This window comes from Streptomyces sp. Ag109_O5-1, from assembly GCF_003814875.1.
Lineage (GTDB): Bacteria > Actinomycetota > Actinomycetes > Streptomycetales > Streptomycetaceae > Streptomyces > Streptomyces sasae.
Genome location: NZ_RKQF01000001.1, coordinates 3,196,100 through 3,221,951, shown reverse-complemented (window position 1 = coordinate 3,221,951; position 25,852 = coordinate 3,196,100). Strand labels below are relative to the sequence as shown.

20 protein-coding genes are annotated in these 25,852 nt (G+C 71.6%); 6 read left to right on the top strand and 14 right to left on the bottom strand.

Annotation, left to right across the window (positions count from 1 at the left end):
• Nucleotides 1–40 precede the first annotated feature (40 nt).
• The 3 genes from EDD90_RS14535 to EDD90_RS57280 all read right to left on the bottom strand — a co-directional run bounded on the left by EDD90_RS14535 (nucleotide 41) and on the right by EDD90_RS57280 (nucleotide 2,643).
• Nucleotides 41–1,261 carry a metallophosphoesterase gene (locus EDD90_RS14535; protein WP_123973425.1) on the bottom strand — a complete coding sequence of 407 codons (1,221 nt, stop codon included), beginning with the start codon at nucleotides 1,259–1,261 and terminating at the stop codon, nucleotides 41–43.
• Nucleotides 1,262–1,381: 120 nt separating this feature from the next.
• The gene (locus EDD90_RS14530) at nucleotides 1,382–2,170 is read right to left on the bottom strand and encodes an SAM-dependent methyltransferase (RefSeq protein WP_123973424.1); all 789 of its coding nucleotides are present in this window, start codon (nucleotides 2,168–2,170) and stop codon (nucleotides 1,382–1,384) included.
• 209 nt (nucleotides 2,171–2,379) lie between these two features.
• Nucleotides 2,380–2,643 carry a DUF2255 family protein gene (locus EDD90_RS57280; protein ID WP_260328828.1) on the bottom strand — a complete coding sequence of 88 codons (264 nt, stop codon included), beginning with the start codon at nucleotides 2,641–2,643 and terminating at the stop codon, nucleotides 2,380–2,382.
• Nucleotides 2,644–2,733: 90 nt separating this feature from the next.
• Between EDD90_RS57280 and EDD90_RS14520 the strand changes: the two genes are divergently transcribed.
• Nucleotides 2,734–4,200, top strand: coding sequence for a WGR domain-containing protein (locus tag EDD90_RS14520; protein WP_123973423.1), 1,467 nt, complete (start codon nucleotides 2,734–2,736; stop codon nucleotides 4,198–4,200).
• 79 nt (nucleotides 4,201–4,279) lie between these two features.
• Here the strand turns inward: EDD90_RS14520 and EDD90_RS14515 are convergent, their stop codons facing one another.
• The 7 genes from EDD90_RS14515 to EDD90_RS14485 form a co-directional block, all read right to left on the bottom strand.
• Nucleotides 4,280–5,770, bottom strand: coding sequence for a CoA-acylating methylmalonate-semialdehyde dehydrogenase (locus EDD90_RS14515; RefSeq protein WP_123973422.1), 1,491 nt, complete (start codon nucleotides 5,768–5,770; stop codon nucleotides 4,280–4,282).
• 13 nt (nucleotides 5,771–5,783) lie between these two features.
• Nucleotides 5,784–7,667: a 3D-(3,5/4)-trihydroxycyclohexane-1,2-dione acylhydrolase (decyclizing) gene (gene iolD / locus EDD90_RS14510; RefSeq protein WP_123973421.1), complete on the bottom strand. Its 1,884-nt coding sequence runs from the start codon at nucleotides 7,665–7,667 to the stop codon at nucleotides 5,784–5,786.
• Nucleotides 7,664–8,551 (bottom strand): 5-deoxy-glucuronate isomerase, encoded by an 888-nt coding sequence (gene iolB / locus EDD90_RS14505; protein WP_123973420.1) that lies wholly within the window; start codon nucleotides 8,549–8,551, stop codon nucleotides 7,664–7,666. Before iolB ends, iolD begins: the two co-directional genes overlap by 4 nt.
• Nucleotides 8,548–9,420: an aldolase gene (locus EDD90_RS14500; protein WP_123973419.1), complete on the bottom strand. Its 873-nt coding sequence runs from the start codon at nucleotides 9,418–9,420 to the stop codon at nucleotides 8,548–8,550. The genes iolB and EDD90_RS14500 overlap by 4 nt, the downstream gene beginning before the upstream one ends.
• A complete protein-coding gene (iolC, locus tag EDD90_RS14495) occupies nucleotides 9,410–10,363 on the bottom strand; it encodes a 5-dehydro-2-deoxygluconokinase (protein WP_123973418.1) in 954 nt (317 codons plus the stop codon). Before iolC ends, EDD90_RS14500 begins: the two co-directional genes overlap by 11 nt.
• A 324-nt stretch (nucleotides 10,364–10,687) precedes the next feature.
• Nucleotides 10,688–11,542: a TIM barrel protein gene (locus tag EDD90_RS14490; protein ID WP_123973417.1), complete on the bottom strand. Its 855-nt coding sequence runs from the start codon at nucleotides 11,540–11,542 to the stop codon at nucleotides 10,688–10,690.
• Nucleotides 11,539–11,814, bottom strand: coding sequence for a Gfo/Idh/MocA family oxidoreductase (locus EDD90_RS14485; protein WP_185149088.1), 276 nt, complete (start codon nucleotides 11,812–11,814; stop codon nucleotides 11,539–11,541). The genes EDD90_RS14490 and EDD90_RS14485 overlap by 4 nt, the downstream gene beginning before the upstream one ends.
• A 140-nt stretch (nucleotides 11,815–11,954) precedes the next feature.
• Here EDD90_RS14485 and EDD90_RS14480 point away from each other — a divergent pair, with 140 nt between their 5' ends.
• Both EDD90_RS14480 and EDD90_RS14475 read left to right on the top strand, forming a co-directional pair.
• Nucleotides 11,955–13,025 (top strand): LacI family DNA-binding transcriptional regulator, encoded by a 1,071-nt coding sequence (locus tag EDD90_RS14480; RefSeq protein ID WP_260327859.1) that lies wholly within the window; start codon nucleotides 11,955–11,957, stop codon nucleotides 13,023–13,025.
• Nucleotides 13,026–13,344: 319 nt separating this feature from the next.
• On the top strand, nucleotides 13,345–14,583 hold the full coding sequence (locus EDD90_RS14475) for a serine hydrolase (protein WP_123973416.1): 1,239 nt from the start codon (nucleotides 13,345–13,347) through the stop codon (nucleotides 14,581–14,583).
• Here the strand turns inward: EDD90_RS14475 and EDD90_RS14470 are convergent.
• The 3 genes from EDD90_RS14470 to EDD90_RS14460 form a co-directional block, all read right to left on the bottom strand.
• On the bottom strand, nucleotides 14,580–16,964 hold the full coding sequence (locus tag EDD90_RS14470) for a SpoIIE family protein phosphatase (RefSeq protein WP_123973415.1): 2,385 nt from the start codon (nucleotides 16,962–16,964) through the stop codon (nucleotides 14,580–14,582). The two genes, EDD90_RS14475 and EDD90_RS14470, sit on opposite strands and share 4 nt — an antisense overlap.
• A gap of 100 nt (nucleotides 16,965–17,064) precedes the next feature.
• Nucleotides 17,065–18,189 carry a Gfo/Idh/MocA family protein gene (locus EDD90_RS14465; RefSeq protein WP_123973414.1) on the bottom strand — a complete coding sequence of 375 codons (1,125 nt, stop codon included), beginning with the start codon at nucleotides 18,187–18,189 and terminating at the stop codon, nucleotides 17,065–17,067.
• Between the two features lie 5 nt (nucleotides 18,190–18,194).
• Complete coding sequence (locus EDD90_RS14460; RefSeq protein WP_123973413.1) at nucleotides 18,195–19,241, bottom strand: aldo/keto reductase; 1,047 nt, start codon at nucleotides 19,239–19,241, stop codon at nucleotides 18,195–18,197.
• Between the two features lie 110 nt (nucleotides 19,242–19,351).
• Between EDD90_RS14460 and EDD90_RS14455 the strand changes: the two genes are divergently transcribed.
• The 3 genes from EDD90_RS14455 (at nucleotide 19,352) to EDD90_RS14445 (ending at nucleotide 23,494) form a co-directional block, all read left to right on the top strand.
• Nucleotides 19,352–19,798 (top strand): MarR family winged helix-turn-helix transcriptional regulator, encoded by a 447-nt coding sequence (locus tag EDD90_RS14455; RefSeq protein ID WP_123973412.1) that lies wholly within the window; start codon nucleotides 19,352–19,354, stop codon nucleotides 19,796–19,798.
• Between the two features lie 367 nt (nucleotides 19,799–20,165).
• Complete coding sequence (locus EDD90_RS14450; protein ID WP_123973411.1) at nucleotides 20,166–22,355, top strand: RICIN domain-containing protein; 2,190 nt, start codon at nucleotides 20,166–20,168, stop codon at nucleotides 22,353–22,355.
• 89 nt (nucleotides 22,356–22,444) lie between these two features.
• Nucleotides 22,445–23,494: a LacI family DNA-binding transcriptional regulator gene (locus tag EDD90_RS14445; protein ID WP_123973410.1), complete on the top strand. Its 1,050-nt coding sequence runs from the start codon at nucleotides 22,445–22,447 to the stop codon at nucleotides 23,492–23,494.
• Here EDD90_RS14445 and EDD90_RS14440 read toward each other — a convergent pair.
• Entirely contained in the window at nucleotides 23,451–25,799 is a 2,349-nt protein-coding gene (locus EDD90_RS14440) for a glycoside hydrolase family 3 N-terminal domain-containing protein (RefSeq protein WP_123973409.1), read from the bottom strand. The two genes, EDD90_RS14445 and EDD90_RS14440, sit on opposite strands and share 44 nt — an antisense overlap.
• Nucleotides 25,800–25,852: the final 53 nt, after the last annotated feature.

Genomic DNA, 25,852 nt, shown 5'->3' with positions numbered 1-25,852 from the left:
GCCCGGGCGCTCACGACCCGGTACCCGCCCCGGACGCCGGCTACGCCGAGGCGGGCCGTTGCGGGGAACGGAGCACGAGCAGGGTGATCTCGCTGGGGGCGAAGACGCGGAACGGCGGGCCCCAGAAGCCGGTGCCGCGGCTGGTGTAGAGGAGGGTGCGGGCGCCGTGGCGGCTGAGGCCGGCCACGACGGGCTGGTCGATGCGGACCAGGTAGTGGAAGGGCCAGATCTGGCCGCCGTGGGTGTGGCCGGAGAGCTGCAGGTCGACCCCGTCCGCTGCCGCCCGGTCGACGAACTTGGGCTGGTGTGCCAGGAGCAGGACGGGCAGGTCGGGGTCGGCGCCGCTCAGGGCTCCGGCGAGATGGGCGCGGTGGCCTGCCAGGCCGGAGGACTCGGCGGTGACGTCATCCACACCGGCGACCACGAGGGTGTCGCCTCCGCGTTCGAGGAGCAGATGGCGGTTGCGCAGCGGCTCCCAGCCCAGCTCGTCCATCAGGTCGACCCAGCCCTGGGCCTCGCTGTAGTACTCGTGGTTGCCGGTGACGTAGACACGGGCCCGGGTGGCCCGCACGGTGCCGAGCGGGGCGGCCTGGGCGCGGCGGCGTTCGGCCGTGCCGTCCGCGATGTCGCCGGTGTGGCAGACCAGGTCGGCCTCCAGGGTGTTCACCGTCTCGCACACCCGTGCCGACCAGCGGGCGCGGTCGAGGGGGCCGTAGTGGGTGTCGGTGATGAGGACGACGCGGGTGCCGTCCAAAGCGGCACCCAGTCGGGGGAGTTGCACATCGAGCCGGCGCACGCGCGGCACGCGGCGGGCCTCGGCGTACCCCCAGGCGAGGAGTACGGCGGCCACGCCGAGGACGGCCCAGGTGACGATGCGGGCCCGGTCCTGGCTCTCGCCGACGCCGGCCACGGTCAGAGCGAGCCGCAGCAGGACACCGAGCAGAGCGGACCAGGTGAACAGCACCCAGCTGCTGCCCAGCAGGGTGTCACCGACGATCGCCGCCCGGTCCTGCTGGCGCCGGCCGTGGCCGCGCACCATCGCGAGCGGCATACCGGCCAGGCCCAGGGCGAACAGGGCGGTGCCGGCCAGAGTGACGGGCAGCGGCCAGTGCTGGCCGGCGTACAGCAGCACCCAGCAGGGCACGGCCCACAGCAGGACCGGGGCGATCAGAGGGATGAAGCGCATCAGGCGCTGCAGTGGGCTCTGTCGTGCCCCCTGCGCCTCACTGTCGACGGGTCGGGTGTTGCTGGTGTCGGTCACGCTTCCCCTCCTTGACCGGGCTGCCATCGCGCGCACTGTATCCGGTCGTTCCGGGGCCGGGCGGCCACGGGCGGACGGTCCGCCCGTGGCCGCCCGCTGCCCTCGGGCGCGTGGGGATCCCTACGGTACGCGGGCGACGCCCACGTAGAAGCCGCTCGGTTCCTGGGCGGGCGCCGGTGAGTCCTTGTACCACCTGGTCGCCGTGACCAGCCCCGGAGCCACCAGTTCCAGGCCCTCGAAGAACGGCTCGACCTCGGCCCGCGTACGCATGCGCAGGGGGATCTCGCCCTTGCGGTACGTCGTGGTCACCGCCTTGGCGAGGTGCGGGTGCTCATCGGCGGTGCCGTGGGAGAACATGAGGTAACTGCCCGAGGGCAGCGCGTCGAGCAGCGTCCGTGTCAGGCCGTAGGGGTTCTCGTCGTCGGTGATGAAGTGCATCAGCGCGATCATCGACAGCGCGACGGGCCGGTCGAAGTCCAGGAACGAACGGGCGTGGTCGAGGATGGCTCCCGGCTCCCGTACGTCGGCCTCGATGTAGTCGGTGCCCCCCTCGGGACTGCTGACGAGCAGGGCCTCCGCGTGCCGCAGCACGATGGGGTCGTTGTCGGCGTAGGCGATCCGTGCGGACGGCACTATGCCCTGCACGATCTGATGCAGGTTCGGCTGGGTCGGGATGCCCGTACCGATGTCGAGGAACTGGTCGATGCCGTGGCCGGCCAGCCAGGCCGCCGCGCGGTGCATGAACGCCCGGTTGCGCATGGCGTTGAGGCGTGCCTCCGGTGGCAGCTTCGCGGCCACCTCCTCATCGACCGGGTAGTTGTCCTTGCCGCCCAGCAGCCAGTCGTAGACACGTGCAGGGTGGGGCCTGCTCGTGTCGATACGACCTTCGGAGGAGGGGCCTGCCGTCATGCATGACTCCAGCGTGTACTAGATCGCCGACCGACTCATCGGGGTCGCTTCACGTGCCGAGGGCGAGGCGGGGAGAGGTGCTGCGATTGTGCCGTTGGCCAAACCCTCGCGCAGAGTTGTCACTCGATGATCGCACGCCCAACTGCCCCGGCACGTCGGCAGGTTCGCGCGTGCGGTGCCGACAGGCCGGCCGACGCCCGGCTCAAGGGTCAATGCGGTTCGAGGCGGAGGGTGGATGCGCGGGCGCGGTCGGTCAGGACGTGCTCGACGATGCTCGTGTACCGGCCGTACTTCTTCCGGTAGGCGGCGTCCACGGCCCCGTACTCGCCGGGATCGGCCGGGTCGGGGCTGCCGAAGATCAGGGTGTGCCCCTTGAGGCAGTACTGCTCCTGCCCGGCCCGGCAGTTCTCGCCCCAGCGGCAGGAGTCGACCATGCAGCCGATGCCGAGCCGACCAGCGGCGACGCTGACCACGATCCGGCCCCGATGTCAGTGGTGACCATTAGCTTGGCGTCACTGGAGATCGGCCGCACCGGCCGGCCAGACCTTGGGGAGGGGTGTGCGGTGTCCGCTGCGCAGGCACGACAGTCGGGGAACACGACGTATCTGGAGCTGTCCCAGGAAAGCGGCGGTGCCCACAAGTTCTACGAGGTGACCGTCGAGGGGACCACCGTCTCCGTGCGGTACGGACGGATCGGCGCGGACGGGCAGCGCCAGGTCTCCTCTTTCGCGACGGTCGACAAGGCGCAGACGGCGGCGGCGAAGAAGATAGCCGAGAAGGTGCGGAAGGGGTACGCACCCGCCGTCCAGGGGCAGCGCGCGGCCCGGCCCGTGACCCGCCGTCAGGTGACGTCGGCCCCCTCCACGGCGCGGGCCGCCGCCCCGGTGCTGTGGCGGTTCCGCACCGGCGCCTCGGCATTCGGCATCCATGTGGACGAGGACCGCTGCTGGGTCGGCAACCAGCAGGGCAGTGTCTACAACTTGAGCCATGACGGCGAGGTGCTGGCCCACTACTCGCTGCCCGACGGTGTGAAATGCCTGGTGGCGGACGACTTCTGGATCTACGCGGGCTGTGACGACGGCCGGGTGTACGACCTCTCGGCGAAGGTGCCGTTCGCCGCCTACGAGATCGCGGCCGAGGTGGACATCTTCTGGCTGGACATCCACGCGGGCGTGCTGAACGTCTCCGATCGCAACGGCGGTCTGACGGTCATCGACCATGAGGACGAGCTCCAGTGGTCGCGCAACTCGTCGGGGGAGCACGGGTGGATGGTGCGTGCCGACGAGGACACCGTGTACCACGGGCACAGTGGCGGTGTGACGGCTTACGCGGCCGACGGCACCAGGCAGCTCTGGCACACCGCGACCAGCGGCAACGTGCTCTTCGGATGGCAGGAGGAGGACGCGGTCTACGCAGGGACGGGGCGGCGGGTCGTCCAGCGGCTCGCCAAGTCCTCCGGGTCCGTCGAGGCGTCCTACCAGTGCGACGCGGCGGTCTACTCGTGCGCCACGTCCCCCGGCGGCCGGTACGTCTTCGCGGGAGACTCGGCCTCCTCCGTCTACTGCTTCACCGCCGACGGCACCCGGCTGTGGAAGCTCGGCACGGGCGGTGGCTCGGCGCTCTCCATGCAGTACCACGACGAACGCCTCTACATCGTCTCCACCGACGGCTCGCTCGCCTGTATCGACGCGAGCGAGGCCGCGATCAACGCCGCTCAGTCGGGCACCGTCCCGGTCGCCGCGGACATCAAGCTGGCGGCTGCCCTGCCGACGTACGCGCCGCTGACCACCGCCGCCTCCGTCGCCACGGTCAGCGCCGTTCCCACGGAGGGCAGCGGTGTCGTCGTGGAGTGCTTCGAGCAAGGGGGCCGAGTACGCGTGCGGGTGCTCTCCGCCGGCTACGAGCAGGGTTGGAACGTCCAGTTCCCGCGTGCGATACGCCAGCCCGGCGCGCGCTATGTGGTGGACGCGCTGCACTCCTCGTCGGGCGGCTTCTACCGAGTGCGCGGAGAGATCAGGCGCCTGGTGTGACAGGCGGCCCGGCATGCACGACGGGCCGGCCAGCATGGCGCTGCCCGGCCCGTCGCATCGGGGATGCCCCGGAGTCCGGTCAGCTGGAGGTGGGGAAGTTGAAGCCGGCGGTGACCTGCTGCTTGGGCTCGGGCCAGCGGGTGGTGACGACCTTGGGCCGGGTGTAGAAACGGACACCCTCGGGGCCGTGGATCGGGGAGTCGCCGATGAGGGAGTCCTTCCAACCACCGAAGGAGTAGTAGGACATCGGGACGGGGACGGGGACGTTGATGCCGATCATGCCGACCTTGATGCGGCGCTGGAAGCGGCGGGCGGCCTCGCCGGAGCCGGTGAACAGTGCGGTGCCGTTGCCGTAGGGGTTGGCGTTGATCAGCTCGATGGCCTGGTCGAGGGAGTCGGCGCGCACGATCGCGAGGACCGGGCCGAACAGCTCCTCCTTGTAGGCGTCCATCTCGGTGGTGACGTGGTCGAGGAGGGACGGGCCGGTGAAGAAGCCGTCCTCATGACCCTCGATCTTCAGTCCGCGCCCGTCGACGACCACGGTGGCGCCCTGCGCATGGGCGGTGGTGACGGCGTTCTCGACGCGTTCCTGGGCGGCCTTGGTGACCAGGGGTCCCATCTCGATGCCGGGGACGTCGCCGGGGCCGACCTTCACCTCGCCTGCCTTGCGGGTGAGGATCTCGACCAGGGAGTCGGCGGCGTCACCGACGGCGACGGCGACGGAGACGGCCATGCAGCGCTCACCGGCGGAGCCGTAGGCGCCGGCGGTGATGTGGTTGGCGGCGAACTCCAGGTCCGCGTCGGGCAGGACGACGGCGTGGTTCTTGGCGCCGCCGAGGGCCTGGACGCGCTTGCCGTGGGCGGTGGCCTGCTCGTGGACGTACTTCGCGATCGGCGTGGACCCGACGAAGGAGACGGCTTCGATGCCCGGGTGGGTGAGGATCGCGTCGACCGCGTCCTTGCCACCGTGCACGACATTGAAGACACCGTCCGGCAGACCGGCCTTCTTGTAGAGCTCGGCGACGAAGTTCGCGGCGGAGGGATCGCGCTCGGACGGCTTGAGGATGAACGTGTTGCCGGTGGCGATGGCGACCGGATGCATCCACAGCGGCACCATGGCGGGGAAGTTGAACGGCGTGATGCCGGCGACGACGCCGAGGGGCTGGCGGAAGTTGTGGACGTCGACGCCGCGGGAGACCTGGTCGGAGAACGAGCCCTTCAGCACATCGCCGAGGCCGCAGACGTACTCGACGACCTCGCGGCCGCGGGTGATCTCGCCACGGGCGTCGTCGATGGTCTTGCCGTGTTCGGCGGAGATGATCCGGCCGAGTTCTTCCTCGTGGTCGACGAGGAGCTGGCGGAAGTTGAACATGACCTGGACGCGCTGGGAGAGGGAGGAGTCCTGCCAGGTCTCGAACGCGGCGGCGGCGGCCCGGACGGCGGCGTCGATCTCGGTACTGCCGCCGAGGACGACCTGGGCCTGCTCGGCTCCGGTGGCGGGGTTGAAGACGGGGGCGGTGGTCTCGGAGGTGACCTCGGCGCCGTTGATCCAGTGCGGGATGGTGTTCACAGCGGGGGTGTCCTTACAGGTAGTGGCGCTGGGTCTGCTTGTGGGCGGCGTAGGTGTCGTGGGCCGCGCGGGTGGTGTCCAGGGCGGAGACCTCGCTGACGGGGACGTCCCACCATGCGTGGCCGGGCGGGTTGGGACCGTAGAGGTCGGTCTCGACGTGCACGACGGTGGTGCGGGTGGCGGCCTTGGCCTTGTCCATCGCGGAACGGAACTCCTCCACGCTGGTGGCGTGCAGGACGTCCGCGCCCAGGCTGGCGGCGTTGGCGGCGAGGTCGACGGGGAGGACTTCGCCGTCGAGCTGGCCCGAATCGCCGTTGCGGTAGCGGTACTTGGTGCCGAACCGCTGCGAGCCCAGGGACTCGGAGAGGGCGCCGATGGAGGCGAAGCCGTGGTTCTGGACCAGGACGATGATGACCTTCAGGCCCTCGGAGACCATGGTCACGATCTCCTGCGCCATCATCAGGTAGGAGCCGTCACCGACGAGTACGACGACCTCGCGGGACGGGTCGGCCATCTTCGCTCCGACACCCGCGGCGACCTCGTAGCCCATGCAAGAGTAGGCGTACTCGACGTGGTAGGCCTTGGGGTCGCGGGCCCGCCACAGTTGCTGCAGGTCGCCGGGCATGGAGCCGGCCGCGTTGATGACCACCGCGCGGTCGTCCAGGACGTCGTTGAGGGCGCCGAGGATCTGCGTCTGCGCGGGCAGGTCACCGGTATTGCGGTCCGGGGCGAAGCACTCCTCCTCGATCTCCCGCGTGCGGGCGATGAGTTCACGGGTGCGGCGCCGGTACTCGGGGGAGACCTCCCAGCCGTCCAGGGCCCCGGCGAGGGCCTGGATCCCCAGGCGGGCGTCGGCGACCAGCGGCTCCGCGGAGTGCTTGACGGCGTCCAGGCGGGCCACGTTGAGGTTGACGAAGGTGACGTCCGGGTTGCCGAACACCGTGTGGCTCGCGGTGGTGAAGTCCGAGTAGCGGGTGCCGATACCGAGCACCACATCGGCCTCGCGGGCCAGTTCGTCGGCCGCGTAGGAGCCGGTGGAGCCGATGCCGCCCACGGCGTAGGGGTGGTCCCACGGCACCGCGCCCTTGCCGGCATGGGTGTCCGCGACCGGGATGCCGGTGGCCTCGGCGAACGCCCGCAGCGCGGTCTCGGCACCGGAGTACACGGCACCGCCGCCCGCGACGATCAGCGGCTTCTTCGCGTTCTTCAGCAGGGCCACGGCCCGTTCGATCGCGGCGGGCTCCGGCACCGGGCGGCCCACGTGCCAGACCCGGCGCCGGAAGAAGTCGACGGGCCAGTCGTAGGCCTCGGCCTGCACGTCCTGCGGGAGGGCGAGGGTGACGGCGCCGGTCTCGACCGGGTCGGTCAGCACCCGCATCGCCGCGAGCGCGGCCGGGATCAGCTGCTCGGGGCGCTGGATGCGGTCGAAGTACTTCGACACCGCGCGGAAGGCGTCGTTGACGGTGACGTCTCCGCCGCGGGTGTCCTCCAGCTGCTGCAGCACCGGGTCGGCGGCGCGGGTCGCGAACATGTCAGAGGGCAGCAGCAGGACCGGCAGCCGGTTCGTGGTGGCCAGCGCCGCACCCGTGATCATGTTCGTCGAGCCGGGCCCGGTCGAGGCCGTACAGGCGAAGGTCGCCAGCCGATCGCGCATCTTGGCGTAGGCCACCGACGCGTGGACCATGCCCTGCTCGTTGCGGGCCAGGTAGTAGGGCAGGTCCGCCTCACCCGTCGTGGCGGCCTGCAGCAGTGCCTGGCCGATGCCGGCCACGTTGCCGTGGCCGAAGATGCCCCACACACCCGGGATCAGGCGCTGCTCCTGGCCGTCACGCTCGCTGTACTGGGCGGCCAGGAACCGGACCAGGGCCTGGGCGGTGGTCAGTCGTACGGTGTTCATCGGTTCTCTCCGAAGGGCAGCCGGTCGTCCACGTCCTGGGAGTCCCAGGTGCCACGGACCCAGCCGTGGGCCGGGTCGTCGCAGATCAGCCAGGCGCGGTCCTGTCCCGGACCGGCCATGACGTTGAGGTAATAGAGGTCGTAACCCGGAGCGGCGATCGACGGGCCGTGCCAGCCGTGCGGGATCAGCACGGTGTCGCCGGAGCGGACCTCGGCGAGCACGTCGATCGGGCGGTCGGGGGTGCCGTAGACGCGCTGGTAGGCGAAGGCGTTCTCGCCGCCGGAGACCTCGAAGTAGTAGATCTCCTCCAGCTCCGACTCGATCGGGTTGCCGTCGGTGTCGGTGCGGGCCTCGTCGTGCTTGTGCGGCGGGTAGGAGGACCAGTTGCCACCCGGGGTGAGGACCTCGCACACCAGCAGCTGCTCGGCCTCGAAGGTGCCGGGCAAGCAGTAGTTGTTGACCTGCCGGGAGCAGGCCCCGGCGCCGCGCAGCTCGACGGGGACGTCCTCGCGGCGCCCGTACCGGGCGGGGAACCGGCCCCGCTCGGTACGGGCGGAGGGCAGCGCGAACCGTCCACCGTCGGCGCTGCTGATCACGGCCTCGGCTTCGCGAGGGAGGTAGGCGAAGTCGGTGGCCGAGTTGAACACGCCCGTCCGGCCGGTGAGTTCGAAGGTGCTGCCGTCCGTGGTGACGGTGCACGAGCCCGTCAGCGGCAGCACCAGGAACTCGGAGTCCCCGGTGGACAGGGCGTGCGTCTGTCCCGGGCCCAGGGTGAGGATCCTGAGGCCGGAGTAGCCCCAGCCCGCCGATTCGGGCGTGACCAGGAGGTCGTAGGGGCCGTCCGCCGAAGTCCCCTTCGGCAGGTGGTACTTGTTGCCGCTCACAGCAGGCCCACCGCCTTGTCGACCGCGCCGGCGACGTCGCCGCCCGCCGGGTAGAGCAGAGAGCGGCCCACGACCAGGCCCTGCGCGGTCGGCTGCTTCAGTGCCTTGCCCCAGGACTCGAACGCCGCCTCGGCGTCCTTGACCTCGCCGCCCAGCAGTAGCGCGGGCAGTGTCGAGGAGGCCAGCACCCGCTCCATGCCGGGAACGACCGGCAGCTTCAGCCAGGTGTAGGCGGTCCGTCGGCCCAGCCCGGACGCGATGCTGATCGACTTGATCACGGCGTCCGTGGACAGGTCGTTGCGGATCTTTCCGTCCTGCCACTCGGACAGGAACGGCTCGACCATCGCGATCAGCTGCCGGTCGTTGAGTTCGTTGACCGCGCGGGCCGTGTCGACCAGCGCGGAGGGGGTCGCCGGGTCGCCCAGAGCGATGCGGGTGAGCATCTTGCCGCCGTCGAAGCCCATCGCGGCGATGGTCTCGGCGTCGTAGCCGGTGAAGCGGTCGTCGATCTCGAACACCGAGCCCGCAAGCCCCGCCCGGTTCATCGAGCCGAAGACCGACTTCCCGTCCAGGACGCCGAGCAGCAGCAGGTCCTCAAGGATGTCGGCCGTTCCCAGCACGCCCGTGACACCCGGCCGCTCCAGCGCGACGCACATACGGTCCAGGAGTTCGGAGCGGTCGGCCATGGCGTTGGGGTCGTCGCCGACGCCGTTGGCGCCGCGGGCCGGGTGGTCGGCGGCGATGATCATCGCCTTGCCGTGCTCGCCCAGCAGCGAGGTGGCCTTCACCCGACGGGCGGCGGCCGCCGCGATCGCACCGGGGTCGTTGACCCGGGCGTCCACGATCCGGCTCAGCTTCTCAGACAGCACGGGACACCTCGTCCAGCTTGGCGTTGACTTCGGTCTCCGTCGGCATGGCGTCGGAGCAGGCCAGTCGGCCGGCCACGATCGAGCCGGCCGCGTTGGCGAAGGACACCGTGCGCCGGGTGTCCCAGCCCGAGAGCAGCCCGTGGCACAGGGCGCCGCCGAACGCGTCCCCGGCGCCCAGGCCGTTCACGACGTCCACGGGCACGGGCGGGATCTCGGAGGTCGTCCCGTCCTGGTCCATGGCCAGGACACCCTTGGGGCCCTGCTTCACCACGGCCAGCTCGACGCCCGCCGCCAGCAGCGCCTTCGCCGCCGCGTACGGCTCACGCTCACCGGTGGCGACCTCGCACTCGTCGATGTTGCCGACCGCGACCGTCGTGTGCCGCAGCGCCTCGCGGTAGCAGGCACGCGCCTCGGCGGGATCCGCCCAGAACATCGGCCGCCAGTCCAGGTCGAACACCGTCACCCCGGACTTCGCCCGCTGCTCCAGCGCGGCCAGTGTGGCAGCGCGGCTCGGCTCCTCGCTCAGCCCGGTCCCGGTCATCCAGAACACGGCGGCCTCACGCACCGCGTCCAGGTCCAGCTCGTCCGGCTGGATGTCCAGGTCGGGGGCCTTGGGAAGGCGGTAGAAGTAGAGCGGGAAGTCGTCCGGCGGGAAGATCTCGCAGAACGTCACCGGGGTCGGCGCGATGTCCGACGTCCCCACGAACCGCGAGTCCACGCCGTAACCGTCCAGCGCCTGACGGACGAAGTCCCCGAACGGGTCCCGTCCCGTCTTCGTGATCACCGCCGCCGAACGGCCGTACCGCGCCGCCGCCACCGCGACGTTCGTCGGGCTGCCGCCCAGGTACTTGCCGAACGAGGTGACGTCCGCCAGCCCCACCCCGGTCTGGAGCGGATACACATCCACTCCCACACGACCCATGGTCAGCACATCGAACGACATCAGGCTGGTTTCCCTTCACCGCGGAGACGGGGCGAGTGGTTGAAGACTGGCTCCGGCGCCACCCTGTGGGCGACTCCAGGCAAGAGTATGTCAGGACATTCGCATGTCAATACCCGCTGCGGCCGTTGTTCTGGTGGGGGTGCAGGCATGACTTCGCCGGGCGGCTGCTCTGCCGCCCGGCGAATGGTGCGGCGGGTGCCGCCGGCAAGGGTGTTGCGGGTGTGGTGGCGCGTTCGCGGGTTCCGGACCGAGGAGCAGCCGTCGTGCGGCGCTCCGCCGCAGGTGCGGTGGGGGTAGCCGGACGGCCGGAGCGTCCGTCCTTGGTCAGGAACCGGCAGCGGCAGCGGTGTATCCGGCCGCGGTGTCGTCGTCGGCCGGAACCGGAACGGCGAGGGTGAAGGCGGCGCGGAAGGCGTCCAGGGCCGCGTCGGAGTCGTCGCGGGCCCAGCCTTCGAGACCGATGACGCCGGTGTAGCCGAGGCTGTGCAGGGCACGGGCGATGGCGGGGTAGTGGATCTCGCCGGTGCCCGGTTCGCAGCGCCCCGGGACGTCGGCGACCTGGATCTCACCGATGAACGGCAGGGCCTGGCCGCAGAGTTCGACGAGATTCCCCTCGCCGATCTGCGCGTGGTAGAGGTCCAGGTTCATCCGCAGGTACGGGCTGTCCACGGCGCGGACGAGGGCCAGGGTGTCGGCCGCGCGGGCGAAGGGCGTGCCCGGGTGGTCGACGGCCAGGTTGAGGTTCTCCAGGGTGAAGACCCGGCCCGCGGCCTCGCCCAGTTCCGCGACGCGCCGCAGGGTGTCGGCCGCCGTGAGCCACATGTCGGGCGTGACGACCTCGACGGGACGCGCGGGCAGGCCCTTGTCGTCGAGGCCGGTGCCGTGCAGGTTCAGGCGCGGACAGTCGATCCTCGCCGCCGCCTCCAGGGAGGTGCGGGCCGAGGAGAGCAGCGCGTCGATGCCGTCGGGGTCGGTGAGGTTGCCGGTGAGGTAGCCGGTCATGGAGGAGAAGGTCGCACCGGTGGTGGCCAGGGCGTCGAGGTCCTTGGCCGACCAGTCCCAGATCTCGACCTGGAAGCCGCGCTCGGCGATCCGGGTCACGCGCTCGGTGAACGGCAGGTCCCGGTGGAGCATCTCGGCGCTCGCGGCCAGGACGAAGGGCGAAGCGGTCGGGCTCATGCGGTCACCTCGGCGATCGTGACGGGACGGTCGGTCTCCACGCTGCGGATCGCCTCGAGGGCGATGGTGGCCAGCGGTGCGCCCAGTTCGGTGGCGAGGCGTTCGGCGGCACCGGGGACCGGGTCGCTGACCGCGGCCAGCGTGACGCCGGGGATCTGCCGGGCGACGATCGCGGCGTGGTCCGACCCGATGCGGCCCGCGCCGATCGTGGCCAGTCGCAGCGTGTGGGGGACGGGCCGGAGGCGGCCGGGGGAATTGTCGGCGACGACCATGTCGGTGCTCCCGAAAACTAGTACGTTCTAGTCGGGAAGGTTAACGCACACCGGGAATCGGTCAAGGGGTCGATATGCTCGGCAGAAGGCCGTCCGGCCGGGCGGCCGAACCGCATTCGACCAGGTTGGGGAGTGGCGAAGTGACGGAGTTGGACGACGACGCCCGCGACGACGCCGAGCCGTCGCCCCCCGCGCGTGTCGCCGCCGGCTCCGCACGCAAGGGGCGCCCGACCATGGCCGACGTGGCCCGGGCCGCCGGCATCTCCACCGCCCTGGTCTCGATCGTGATCCGCGGCGTCCCGGGGGCCAGTGACGAGACCCGGCGGCGCGTGCTGCAGATCGCCGACGAGCTGGGATACGTCCCCGACCAGCGCGCCCAGAAGCTCCGGCGGTCCAGTTCGCGGGTGCTCGGCGTCGTCTTCGAGCTCCAGCAGCCGTTCCACGGCGATCTCGTCGAGCACATCTACGCTGCTGCGGCCCGGCACGGCTACGAGGCGGTGATCAGCGCGGTGGCCCCCAGTCGCGAGGAGTCCACGGCGGTGAACGCCCTGCTCCGCGAGCGCTGTGAGGCCGCCATCCTGCTGGGCAGCCGGCTGCCCGACGAGGAGCTGGAACGCCTGGCCCGCCGGCTGCCGGCTCTTCTCGTCGCCCGTCGCAGCGGACTTCCGGGCGTGGGTTCGGTGCGCGGTGACGACGTGATGGGCATCCAACTCGCGGTCGACCACCTCATCGGCCTGGGGCATCGGCGGATCGCGCACATCGACGGTGCCGGCGCCCCGGGCAGTTCAGACCGCCGGCTCGGCTTCCTGCAGGGGATGGCGGACCACGGGCTGGCCGACTACGCCGACGTGCTCGCGGGCGGCCTGACCGAGGAGGCCGGGGCGGAGGGCGTGCGCTACCTGCTGGACCGTCAGGCGCCGCCGCCCACGGCCGTCATCGCCTTCAACGACCGGACGGCCACCGGTGTCCTGGACGTTCTCGCCCAGCGGGGCCGTGCCGTGCCCGGGGAGATCTCCGTGGTCGGCTACGACGACTCGCGGCTGGCGAAGATGCCGCACGTGCAGCTGACCACCGTCTCCCAGGACGCGGCCGGCATGGCGGATGCCGCGGTGACCGCCGCACTGGATCTCATCAAGGGCGGCACTCCGCAGGAGACCGTGCTCACGCCTCGCCTGGTCGTGCGCGCGACGACCGGCCCGGCGCCGCGCTGACCCCCTTCCGGGCAGGGACGAACCCTCCGATCGGATCCTCTATAACGTTCTAGCCGAGCAGGGGCGAACGTTCGTGCTCACACCGGCGGTGTGCGCCGGGACAACCTTCCGGCATCAGCCGCGCACAGACCGCCGCACATGCGGCAAGCGGACGCGTCTCCGGTGAACGGGTCTCCACGAGTGCGGCGGCGGGGCCCGGACGGGGCAGGGGGCTTACGTACACCCCTCATCCGGTGGGCTGTCCCATGTCCTCGTTCCTCCGGATCCGGTTCGCTGGTGACCGTCACCGGACAGGACCCACAGCACGGGGGATACGAACATGAAGACGCCGTCGTCGAAGAAGGCCAGGGCCGCCGTACTCACCGCAGCGCTGCTCGTGGCGGTCGCCTCACCCATGACCGCGACCGCCGCCGCGACCGCCGGGCACCCGGCCGCGAGGCACCACTACGGCGCGGACGAACTCCGGCAGGACCTGGCGGCCGTACGGCAGGCCGGGGGAGGCGATGTGAACGTGCTCGCCAGGGTCGACGGGACGCGGGGCGCGCCGCTCATGGCGCGCATCGGCACCCGGACGATCGACTCCCCGGAGCCGATCCCCTGGAACGCGCACTTCCGGGTGGCCAGCACCACCAAGACGTTCACGGCGACCGTGGTCCTGCAACTCGTCGCGGAGAAGCGGCTGTCGCTCGACGACACCGTCGAGCACTGGCTGCCGGGCGTCGTCGCGGGCAGCGGCAACGACGGCAGCCGTATCACCGTCCGCGACCTGCTCCGCCAGACCAGCGGACTGTACGACTACATCGACGACCCGGAGATCCAGGACCGGCTGATCAACCACTTCGACGAGAACCGCTACGACACCACACCCGCGGCCGACCTGGTCGCGGTGGCGATGAGGCACCGGCCGGTGTTCGTGCCCGAGCCGGGCGGTGGCACCCGCTGGGCGTACTCCAACACCAACTACCTGCTGGCCGGGATGATCGCCGAGAAGGCCGGCGGTGCGAGCTGGGCGGAACTGGTCGAGCGGCGGGTGATCGCGAGGCTGGGACTGCGGGACACCTCGATTCCCGGACTCGACCCGCACCTGCCCGACCCGCATGTGAACGCGTATCTGACCGACGCCGACGGCAGGCGTCTCGACGTCACCGACCACAGCCTCCAGCACACCGCGGACTCGGGCGTGGTGAGCACCACCGCCGACCTGAACACCTTCTTCCGCGCCCTGGCCGGCGGCCGGCTGCTCGCCGCCGAGCAGTGGCGGGAGATGCGGCGGACCGTCGAACGGACCGACGACCCGGAGGACGTGGCCGAGATGCCCGAGGGCACGTACGGCCTCGGGCTGCGCAGGATCCCGCTCTCCTGCGGCGGCTTCTACTACACCCACGAGGGCGACGGGGCCGGCGTCAACACCCGCCCCGCGGTGAGCGCGGACGGCAGGCGCGCCGTGACCGTGTCCATCACCACCACGACGGCCCCGCCGGACCTGGCCGCCCTCAACCGTGCGACCGGCGCCCTCGTCGACCACGTCCTGTGCGACAGGCCCGCCAAGGGCCGCTAGGGGATGGCGAGTTCGGCCCAGATGGTCTTCCCGGACGAGGTGTACCGGGTGCCCCACCGCTGGGACACCTGGGCGACGAGGAAGAGACCGCGGCCGCCCTCGTCGTCCCGGCGGGCGCGCCGTAGGTGAGGTGCCGTGTGCGCGTTGTCGGAGACCTCGCACAGGAGGGAACGGTCCCGGATCAGCCTCAGCATGACGGGCCCGGTGGCGTACCGGATGCTGTTGGTGACCAGCTCGCTCACCACGAGCTCGGCGGTGAACGACAGTTCGGACAGCCCCCAGCTCTCCAGCTGGCGCTCGGTGTCCGTGCGGGCGTGCGCCACCATGGCCGGGTCGGGCGGCAGCTCCAGGTCCGCCACCCGGTCGCCGCCGAGCCGCCGGGTGCGGATGAGCAGCAGCGTCGCGTCGTCCGCCTGGGGGCCGGGCGGCAGGGTCGACAGGGCCCGGTCGCACAGTTCCTCCAGCGGGCAGCGCTGCCAGGTCAGCACATGGGCGAGCCGGTCGATCCCACTGTCGATGTCGGTACGCCGGTCCTCCACGACACCGTCGGTGAAGAACGCCACCACACTGCCGTCGGACAGGTTCAGCTCGACGTTCTCGTAGGGCAGGCTGCCCAGCCCCAGGGGCGGTCCCGGCGCCAGCGCGGACAGGGCCACCGAGCCGCTCGCGTCGGCCACGATCGGCGGGGGATGGCCCGCGCTCGCCCAGACACAGCGCCCGCTGACCGGGTCGTAGATCGCGTACAGGCAGGTCACCCCGAGCGCCTCGTCGCCGAGCCCGTCGTCCGCGTGGGGTTCCGAGTCCTGCGCGACCAGGCCGTCCAGCCGGGTGAGCAGCTCGGCAGGGTCCAGGTCGAGCAGGGCGAGGGTCCGTACGGTGGCGCGCAGCCGGCCCATGGTCGCGGCCGCGTGCACCCCGTGGCCGACCACGTCGCCGACGGTCAGGCCGACTCTGGCACCGGACAGCGGGATCAGGTCGAACCAGTCGCCGCCTACGCCCACGCGGCTGTCGGCGGGCAGATAGCGGTACGCCACCTCGACCGCGCTCTGCTCGGGCAGGTGCCGGGGCAGCAGGCTGTGCTGCAGTACCAGGGCCGCCTCGTGCTGGCTGGTGTAACGGCGGGCGTTGTCGATACCGACGGCGGCCCGCTCGGCCAGTTCCACGGCAAGGGTCTGCTCCTCGGGCCCGAAGGGGTCGGGGTTGCTGTCGCGCCGGAAGGTGGCGAGGCCGAGGACCGCGTCGCGGGCGAGCAGCGGGACGAAGAGGCAGCAGGGCCGGGCGGCCGTACCCCGCCCGCCCGCTCCCTCGCCCGCTTCCTCGGACGTGGTGTCGCCGACGACGGGGCGGCTGGTGGCCAGGCTCAGGGCCTGCAGTGACGAGGGCGGATAGGAGACGGGAGTGGTCCGGAACTCCTCCGGCGTCCGGCCGTGCATCCGCAGCAGACTGTGCCCCGGCGCCGAGCCGGTCGGCGGCTGCCGTCCCTCGATGACCGCCGGCGGCAGGTCCACCAGCACCTCGTCGGCCAGCTGCGGCACCGCCACGTCGGCGAGCTCCGCGGCCGTACGGCGCACGTCCAGCGAGGCACCGATGCGTTTCCCGGCCCGGACGAGCAGCGACAGCCGTTCCTGGGCGCGGTACTGCTCGGTGATGTCCAGGGACTCCTCGAACAGCCCCAGCGGTTCGCCCCGGGCGTCCACCAGCCGGTAGTAGGAGCAGGACCAGACGTGCTCGCGCCCCGGGTCGGCGGGGGCGCGCCCCCGGTAGTGCATGCCCAGGATGGGTTCCCCCGTCTTCAGGACCTGCTCCATCACCTGGTCCTCGTCCGGGGGATGGTGGCGGGAGATGAATTCGCCCTCGGGGAAGAGGGCCGAGGCGTGCAGGCCGACGTACTGGGCGACCCCCGCGAGCTCCAGATCGGTGGAGACGTTCCCCCAGACGACGTGAAAGTCGGTGTCGAAGATCGTCAGGCCCACGGAGGACTCGGTCGCCAGCCCCTGCAGCATCGCCAGCTGCGCCTCCCAGCCGCGCAGCTCCGCCAGGTCGGCCGCGACCACGACGGTCGCGGCGGCGCCCCAGTGTGCCAGCGAGCTGAACGTCACGGCCGCGCGCAGGGTGCGTCCGTCCTGGCAGTGGAGGTCCAGGACCGTGCTGCGGGGCTTGTGCGCCGCGCAGAGGGCGGACAGCCGCTGCTCGGTGGACCCGGCCAGCAGCCGGGCGGCGGGCCGGCCGAGCACGTCCTCGGCCGGATGGCCGAGCAGGCGCCGGGCCGAGGGGCCCCACCCGCAGACGCGGCCCTCGGCGTCCAGTACCGCGGTGGCCGCCTTGGAGAGGTCCAGAGGGCTGTGGAAGTCGACGTTGGCAGCATTCGGAAAACGATCCATGACACCGCTTCCTCCGTGCTCCCTCAGCATCCCGTGCCGCACGACGGACGACAACCGCACACACGGCGGACAACAACCGCACAGGGTGACGGCCGCCTGCTCAGGATGGAGCGAGCGCCGTCTCGATGGTGCGGTGCAGGGCGGCGCCGTGTGCGAAGTCGGGTACGGCCGGTGCGGCGCCCCCGCGGAGGTCCTCCAGGAACCGGTGGTAGGCGTGGGCGACCGCGTAGGCCGGTGCGTCGGCCTGGGGGTCCAGCCCGGGGACGAGAACGTACGAGTCCGGCACGGGCAGCGGCGCGAGCCCGGTGGACGCCCCGCGGCCGCCTTCGAGGGCGAGTGGGCTGAGCTGGGGCTGGCCGATCGGGGCGGTGAGGACGAGGTCGCCCTCGGTGCCGTTGATCTCCCAGCGGAAGTTGGTGCCCCGCGACATGCCTCCGCGGTAGTGGAAGGTGGCCACCGCGCCGCCCGGCAGCCGTCCCGAGGCCACCACCTGGTCCGCGGCGGTCATGGGCACGGTCTCTCCGCTCTCGGTGTCCACGGCCGACGTACGCCGTGACGTCTGCCGGATCCGCAGTTCCCCGAGCTCTCCCAGGACGGACACGAGCCCGTCGAGCGTGTGCGCGAAGGGGATGGTCAGCATGGTCGCGCCGTTGGCAGCGTCGAGAACGTAGCGGGCGCGCGGTGCGACGGTGGCGCCCCAGGCTCCGCCGGCGCCCACGACCGTCGTGGACAGCACTTTCCCCACGTAGCCGTCGGCCACGAGGTGGCGGGCGTAGGCGAGGACCGGGTGGGACCGTGCCTGGAGCCCGACGACGGTCGGCACGGCGCGGCCGTGCGCCTCCCGGGCCATGTCCTCGGCCTCCGCGAGCCCGTTGCCCAGCGGCCACTCGCACAGCACGCCCTTGCCGGCGCCGAGGGCTGCCGCCACCAGTTCCCGGTGGTACGGCACCTTCACCGCCACCACCACGAGGTCCACCTCGTCGCAGGCGGCCAGCTCGGCCGCCGTCCCGAAGGTGCGGGACACACCGTGCACCTGTCCGGAGCGCTCCGCCGACTCCCGCGAACTCGTGCTCAGGGCCGTCAACTCGTAGCCCGGGACGGCGCGCAGGGCCGGCAGGTGGGCGCGCTCGGCCCAGCTGTCGTGGGCCCCGAGCCCGATGATCCCCACGCCGATCGGCTTCCCGGACCGGGCGCGCTCGGCGAGCGGTGACTCAGATGTGTTCATGGTGATCATGGTGCGGAGAGCCTTTCTTGTTCCGTGGCAGGCGGCCGCGCGCCGCGCTCGCTGTCCAGCAGGGCCATGAGGGGCGCGGCATAGCGGGTTCCGGCCACCGCGTCGGCCGGGACGGCGGCGTCGATCGCGCGGAGTTCCGCGTCGGTCAGGACGAGGCCGGCCGCGGCCAGGGCGTCCTGGACGCGGTGCGGCCTGCGGGCGCCCACGAGGGTCACGACGGTGGGGTGCTCGCGGCCCTGTGCCATGACCCAGGCGATGGCGAGCTGCGCGACGGTGACGCCGTGCGCCTCGGCGAGCGGCCGCAGCCGGTCGACCAGGGCGAGGTTGGTGGCGAGGTGACCGGGGAGGAAGCGGGGCAGCCAGCCGGCGCGCGGGTCGCCGCCTGCGGGCTGCCGGTAGGAGCCGGTGAGCAGACCGTGCCCGAGGACCCCGTAGGCGGTGACACCGATCCCCAGCTCGCGGCAGACGGCCAGGATGCCGTTGGTCTCGGGACCCCGGCTGAACAGGGAGTACTCGACCTGCACATCGCAGATCGGGTGTACGGCGTGGGCACGGCGGATGGTCTCAGGACCCACCTCGGAGAGCCCGATGTGGCGCACGTACCCGGCCTGGACCAGCTCGGCGACGGCTCCGACCGTGTCCTCCACGGGGGTGTCGGGGGCGAGGCGGGCGGGGCGGTAGATGTCGACGTGGTCGGTGCCGAGGCGGCGCAGCGAGTGGGCGAGCGCGTTCTTGACGTGGGCGGGCCGGCCCTCGATGCCGAGGAACGCCCCGTCGGGTCCGCGCAGGGCGCCGAACTTGACGCTCAGGACCGCCTTGCCGCGGTCCGCGGGGCGCAGGGTGCGTCGGATGAGGTCCTCGTTGTGGCCCATGCCGTAGAAGTCCGCGGTGTCGAGGAGGGCGACGCCGGCGTCGAGGGCCGTACGGATCGTGGTGACGGCGTCCGTCTCGTCGGCGGGGGAGGTGTGGTCGGACATTCCGGCGCAGCCCAGCGCGAGCGGGGCGACGTGCGGGCCGTCGGGTCCAAGGGGTCGGGTACGCATGGATCCTTCCGTGGGGCGGGGGAGGCAGGCGCGACTGACAGGGGCGGCGCCCGAAGGCGAGGCCGCACTGTTAGCGTTGACATCTCAACACTAGGAAGAGGCTTGTTGATATGTCAACGCCGAGGGGTGGGGCCGACGAACCCGTGGGTGCGGCCGTACCGGGGCCCGTCGACCTCTGGTCCGCCTTCAAGCGCGCCCACGAAGTCGTCCGGGCCCGGGTGATCGCGGACACCGCCGAGGCGGCGGGCCTGTCCGAGCCGGACCTGACGATCCTCGTCAACCTCGGCAAGGCGGGCGGCGCCCTGCGGCAGAGCGAGCTCGCCGCGTCGCTCGGCTGGGACCGCACCCGCATCTCCCACCAGCTCACCCGGATGAGCGGGCGCGGACTGGTCACCCGCGAACGGGCCGGCGGTGTCACCGTCTCCCTCACCGACGCCGGCCGCGAGACCATCACGGCCGTGGGCCCCGGCCTGGACGCCGCGGTACGCCGTCACTTCACCGACAAGCTCTCCGCGCAGGAGATCGAGACACTGAACTCCTTGCTGCGTCGGCTGTAATGCGGGACCGTCATTTCGGCGGGCCGTCTGTTCCACGTGAGGGGCGTCCATTCGGGCGGAAAGGCCGCGCGTGATCGTCAGTCGTGGTCGGACGCGGCGCTCGGGGGCATCGACCCCGGCGATCGCCCGGCGGAATCCCCGGCCCGGGTTGCCCCGGCCCGCGAGCCCGTCGCCATGGCGTATGGCCTGGGCGGCCGCGGTTTCATGACGGTGAATCAGCTCGCCGGTACGTTCCACCCGAAAGTCTTTCGGAAACGTGCCGGTGACACGGCGGTACCGCGTCCCAATACTGACTCCAGCCGCTCAGGGCTCATTCAGCCGCCTTCGTATTCCCTGGGCAGCGGGCCGCGAAAGGGTTTCCGCATTCATGAAAACATGGGCAAGAAAGGCTCTCGCCGCGGCGACGGCCACCAGCATCGGCGTGGCATTCGCCATAGCCTCCGCGACGACCGCGTCGGCATATCAGCCGAGCCCGTCGAACCTCTATACGGCGACGAACTCGGCCGCCTGCAACAAGAGCCCGTGTGTGCTCTACCCGAAGTCGGCGCAGCTGCCCGACGGGCGGATCGTGGCGACGTTCGAGGACAGTGAGACCACTCCGGTCGGCCAGACCCTCCCGATCTACAAGAGCGACGACGACGGCACCACCTGGTCCAAGCTGACCGACGTCAAGGCGCCCGCGTACCTGTCGAGCGACGCGTCGTACGCCAAGTACACGAGCAACTGGACGAACCCGTACCTCTACGTGCTGCCGCAGGCCGTCGGCAACCTGAGCGCCGGCACGCTGCTGCTCGCGAGCGTCGTCTCCGGCGACGACTACTACTACGAGGAGCAGAAGGCCGCGAACTCCTCCTGGACGCCGACCAGCGACGGCGACCGCAAGGACGTGGCACTGGCCCTCTACTCCAGTTCGGATGACGGCGCGACCTGGAACCTCCAGAACATCATCGCCGCGGGCTCCTGGCAGGGCGGCAGCGCCGGCAGCCTCGGCCGTACCTCCAGCGCGAACACGTACAAGCAGGTCGACCCGGTCTGGGAGCCGCACCTGCTCGCCCACAACGGGCAGCTGATCGCCTACTACTCCGACGAGAACGACTACACGGGCTACGACACCACCACCGGCGCCCCGACCATCGACCCGGACAACGCCACGGCGACCGACTCCGGCAGCCAGGTCCTGATGCACCGCACCTGGGACGGCACCAGCGCGTCCGCCTGGAGCAGCCCGGTCGTCGACGTCCCCGGCTCCACCGTGAGCATGGGCAGCGGCAAGACGGAGATCGGCGGCGGCCGCCCCGGCATGACCACGGTCGCGCCGACGACCGACGGCAAGTGGCTGATGACGTACGAGTACTGGGGCGGCGGCACGAACGTCCGCTACCGCATCGCCGACGACCCGACGAAGTTCTTCTCCGGCACCGACGGCGCGATCACCTCGCTCCCCGTCCCCACCGGCGGCAGCGCCCTCGCCACCGGCGGCAGCCCGGTCCTGCTTCCGATGCCAGACGGCCGGATCGTCTACAACGCGTCCGGCAGCGGCAGCGTCTGGGTGAACGAGTCCGGTTCGTCCACCGGCACCTGGAAGCAGTACCAGACCCCGATCGCCGCCGGGTACAGCCGCCAGCTCCAGTACGTCGACGGCACCGGCCGTGTGCTGGTCCTCCAGGCGTCCTGGAGCGGTACGAGCGTCGGGCCGGTGAAGTACGCCGAGGTCGACCTCGGGCGCTCCGACGGGGCCTACTACTCCCTGGTCAACCGGCTGACGGGCCAGGTCCTGACCACCGACTCCGGCAAGACCCAGGACGCGAACCTGACCGGGAACACCCCGGACCTCGTCCTCGGCGCGGCCGGCTCCACCTCCCTGACCCAGCGCTGGCACCTCCAGACCACGGGCTCCAACGTCACCCTGCTGAACAAGGCGGGCGGCCGCGCGGTGGCCATCTGGACCGGCACGGCGACGGCGGGCCAGAAGCTGACCCAGTGGGTCGACGACGGCGCGACCGACAAGCAGTGGACCGAGGTGGCGTCCTCGACCTCCGGCTACTACAAGCTGCGTTCGGTCAAGAACACCAGCCTCTACATGACCGGCGCGACCGCCGGCGGCTCCGTCACGCTGGCCGCCTCGACCGACGACGGCTCCCAGGACTGGCAGCTCGTCCAGGACCCGCTGCCCACGGCCGCGACCTTCACCCTGAAGGGCACGAACTCCGGCCGCTGCCTCGATGTCCCGAACGGCGCGACCGGCGTCCAGGTACAGATCCACGACTGCTCGGGCAACGCCAACCAGACCATCACCCAGACCGCGGCGGGCGAACTCCGGGTCTCGGGCAAGTGCCTGGCGGCGGACGGCGACGGCACCACGGCGGGCACCGAGCTCATCCTGTGGGCGTGCAACGGCAAGACCAGCCAGCAGTGGGCGTTCCGTGTGGACGGAACCATCGTCGACCGCTCCAACGGTCTTGTGATCGACGTGACCAACTGGGGAACGGCCAACGGGGCCAAGGTCGAGCTGTGGACCGGCCTCGGCAACCCCACCCAGACCTGGAGCAGGGTGTAGGCAGTCCACGCACCGGGCGCCGGAATCTTGTCTGCCGGCGCCCGGTGCTGTTGGCTTGCGGCGGAATCATCGAGCGGGGCGGACGTGGAGTGACCGTTCAGGACAAAGGACAGCTGGACGCCCAGTACGGGCTGCTGACGAACATCGCCCAGGAGGCGGGTGTCTCGCTCAGCACGGTGTCCAAGGTGGTGCACCGGCGCCGTGACGTCGGTGCGTCGACCCGTGCGCGTGTCGAGGAGCTGCTGGCGCGGCACGGGTTCGTGCGCGCCTGGGAGCGGGAGGCCGCGGCGCCGCGGCAGATCATCACGGTGTTCCGGGACCTGTCCGGCCCCTACACCCTGGAGGTGGTCCGCGGGATCGTGGACGCGGCCGGCGAACTCGGCGTGGACGTCGTGACCGGCACCACGAGCAGGCGGTCCATCTCCCAGTGGCTGGAGGAGTGCGTGGCGCTCGGCGCCGCCGGGCTGGTCATCGTGATCTCGATGCTGTCCGAGGACGACCAGCGCCGGATCGTCGAGCAGAAACTGCCGGTGGTGCTGGTGGACCCGCTCAGCGCGCCCTCGTCGGACATCCCGAGCATCGGGGTGACCAACTGGAGCGGGGCCAGGGAGGCGGTGCAACACCTGCTCGGCCTCGGTCACACCAGGATCGGCATGGTCGCGGGCCGCTCGCACTCCCTGGCCGGTTCGGCTCGCCTCCATGGTTACCGGGCCGCCCTTGAGGAAGCCGGTATCGGCTACGACCCGGCGATCGTGCGCTCCACCGACTTCGACTACGACGAGTCGCTCGCCGCCACCCTGAAACTCCTGCGCGTCGAGCGGCCGCCGACGGCCGTCTTCGCCGCCAGCGACGCCCAGGCGCTGGGTGTGCTGGAGGCCGCCCGGCAGCACCGGCTGCGGGTGCCGGACGACCTCGCGGTCATGTCGTTCGACGACACCCTGGTGGCGGCCATGGCCAGCCCCCCGCTGAGCGCCGTCCGCCAGCCGTTCGAGGAGCTGGGCCGGGAGGCGACCAGAGTGCTCCTGCAACTGGCGGAGGGACGCCCACCGGCGTCCCTCCGCATCGAACTGGCGACTGAGCTGGTGCTGCGGACCTCTACGACCGCGCCACCGGCACACCGTGCCGACGAGGAGCGGTGACGTCCCGCTCCTCCCCGGCCAGCCGGACCCTGACCTCGGCCGGAGTGTCGCCGCTGGACGAGCCCGCGTAGAGCACGATCTCGCCGGGCTCGACGATCCGCTGCCCCGCCAGACCGGTGAAGGACAGCTGGTCGGTGTGGACGCCGAAGCGGACCGTCGTCTCCTCGCCCGGCTCCAGCAACACCTTGGCGAAGCCGAGCAGCGCCCGTACCGGCCGGGTGACCTGGGCGACCGGGTCGGTGAAGTACAGCTGCACGGTCTCGGCACCGGGCCGCGACCCGGTGTTCCGCACCCGCACCGAGACCGTGAACTCCCCGTCCGTCGGCACCAGTTCGTTGTCGGCGGCCAGTCCGTCGATCTCGAACGTCGTGTACGACAGACCGTGCCCGAAGGGGAACGCGGGGGTCGGGTCGAGATTGGACAGCCGGCTCTGCCGGTCGCCGAGCGGCGGATGCAGATACGTGTACGGCTGCCCCGCGGGCGAGTTGGGGATCTGCACCGGCAGCTTGCCGCTGAAGTTCGCCGCACCGGCGAGCAGTTCGGCGACCGCACGGCCCCCCTCCTCACCCGGCAGGAAGACCTGCACCATGGCCGCCGTGTCCGGCGCGAACCGGCCCACGGCGTACGGCCGGCCGCTGTTGACCACCAGCACGACCGGGGTCCCCGTCGCCAGTACGGCCGCCACCAACTCCTCCTGCACACCGGGCAGTCGCAGGTCCTCGACGTCACAGCCCTCGCCGGAGGTGCCGATGCCGAACATGCCGGCCTTGTCGCCGACCACCAGCACGGCGAGATCCGCCCCGGAAGCGGCGGCGACCGCGCCGGGAATGCCTGAGCGGTCTTCGTCCCGGATCGGACAGCCGGGTGCGAACTCCCACTCCACGCCTGGGAGTTCGACGGGGAGCGCGCTGCGCAGCGACACCGCCTCGACACCGTTGCCGAGGTCGTCGCGGTCGGAGAGGACGTGGTTGGGGAAGCTGTAGCAGCCGAACATCGTGCGGACGTCGTCGGCGCACGGTCCGATCAGGGCGATCCGGCCGGTGGCGGGGAGCGGCAGCCCGCCGTCGTTCGACAGCAGGACCGCGCCCGACCGGGCGACCTCGCGGGCCAGTTCCCTGTTCTCGGGCTTGTCCAGGTCGAGTTCGCCGGCGCGCAGGGCGGGCGGTACCGGATCCCAGTCGGCGTCGAGAAGCCCCAGTGCCACCTTCTGCCGCAGCACCCTGCGCACCGACCGGTCGACATCGGCCTCGTCGACCGCTCCCCGGCCCACGGCCTCGACGAGCGCCGCGCCGAAGCCGCGCTGGTCCGGCAGTTCGACGTCCATGCCCGCCCGCAGCGCCAGCGCCCCGGCGTCCGTCAGATCGGCCGCCACCCGGTGGGCGTTCACCAGGAACGGCAGCGACCAGTAGTCGGAGACGACCGTGCCCTCGAAGCCCCACTCCTCGCGCAGCACCCCGGTCAGCAGCCGGCGGCTCGCGGCGGGCGCCTCACCGTCGATCTCCGCGTAGGAGTTCATGACCGAACCCACGCCCGCGGCGACGATCCGCTCGAAGGGCGGCAGGATCACGTCGTACAGCTCACGACGGCCGATGCCCACCGGGGCGTGGTTGCGGCCGCCCATCGAGGCGGAGTACCCGGCGAAGTGCTTCAGGGTGGCGTACACCCCCGCGCTCTGCAGACCTAGCACATACGCCTCGCCCATCTCCCCGACGAGGTACGGGTCCTCGCCGTACGTCTCCTCGCAGCGGCCCCAGCGGTAGTCGCGGATGACGTCGACGACCGGGGCGAGGCCCTGGTGGACCCCGCCGGCGGCCATGTCGGCGCCGATGGCCGCGCCGATCCGCCGGATCAGGGCCGGGTCGAAGGTGGCCGCCATGCCCAGCGAGGTGGGGTAGATCGTGGCGCCGTAGGCGGTGAAACCGGTCAGGCACTCGTCGTGGGCCATCGCCGGGATGCCGAAGCGGCTCCGCGCCACGATCTGCCGCTGCCGGTCGGCGAGGAGGCGGGCGTGTTCCAGGGCGGGGCGGGGGACGGTGCCGTAGGGGCGGGTGAGCTGGCCGAGGCCGTGCCGGGCGGTCTCGTCGAGGTCGCCCACCCGGCCGAACAGGTTGGTGCCGGGGGCGACCTCGGGGCCGGCCGGCTCGACGTCCTCCCAGACGCTGCTGAGCTGGGCGACCTTCTCCTCCAGGGTCAGCCGGGCGAGCAGCGCCTCGACCCGTTCGTCCGCGGACCGGCCGGGGTCGGTCCAGGGGCGGTCGTCACCTGCCGGGGAGAGCGCGGAGTGGTCCGGCGTGGTGGTCGTCATGCACGACTCCTCGTGGGGGTTGTCCGTGGGCATGCCGAGGGAGGCCGGCGTGT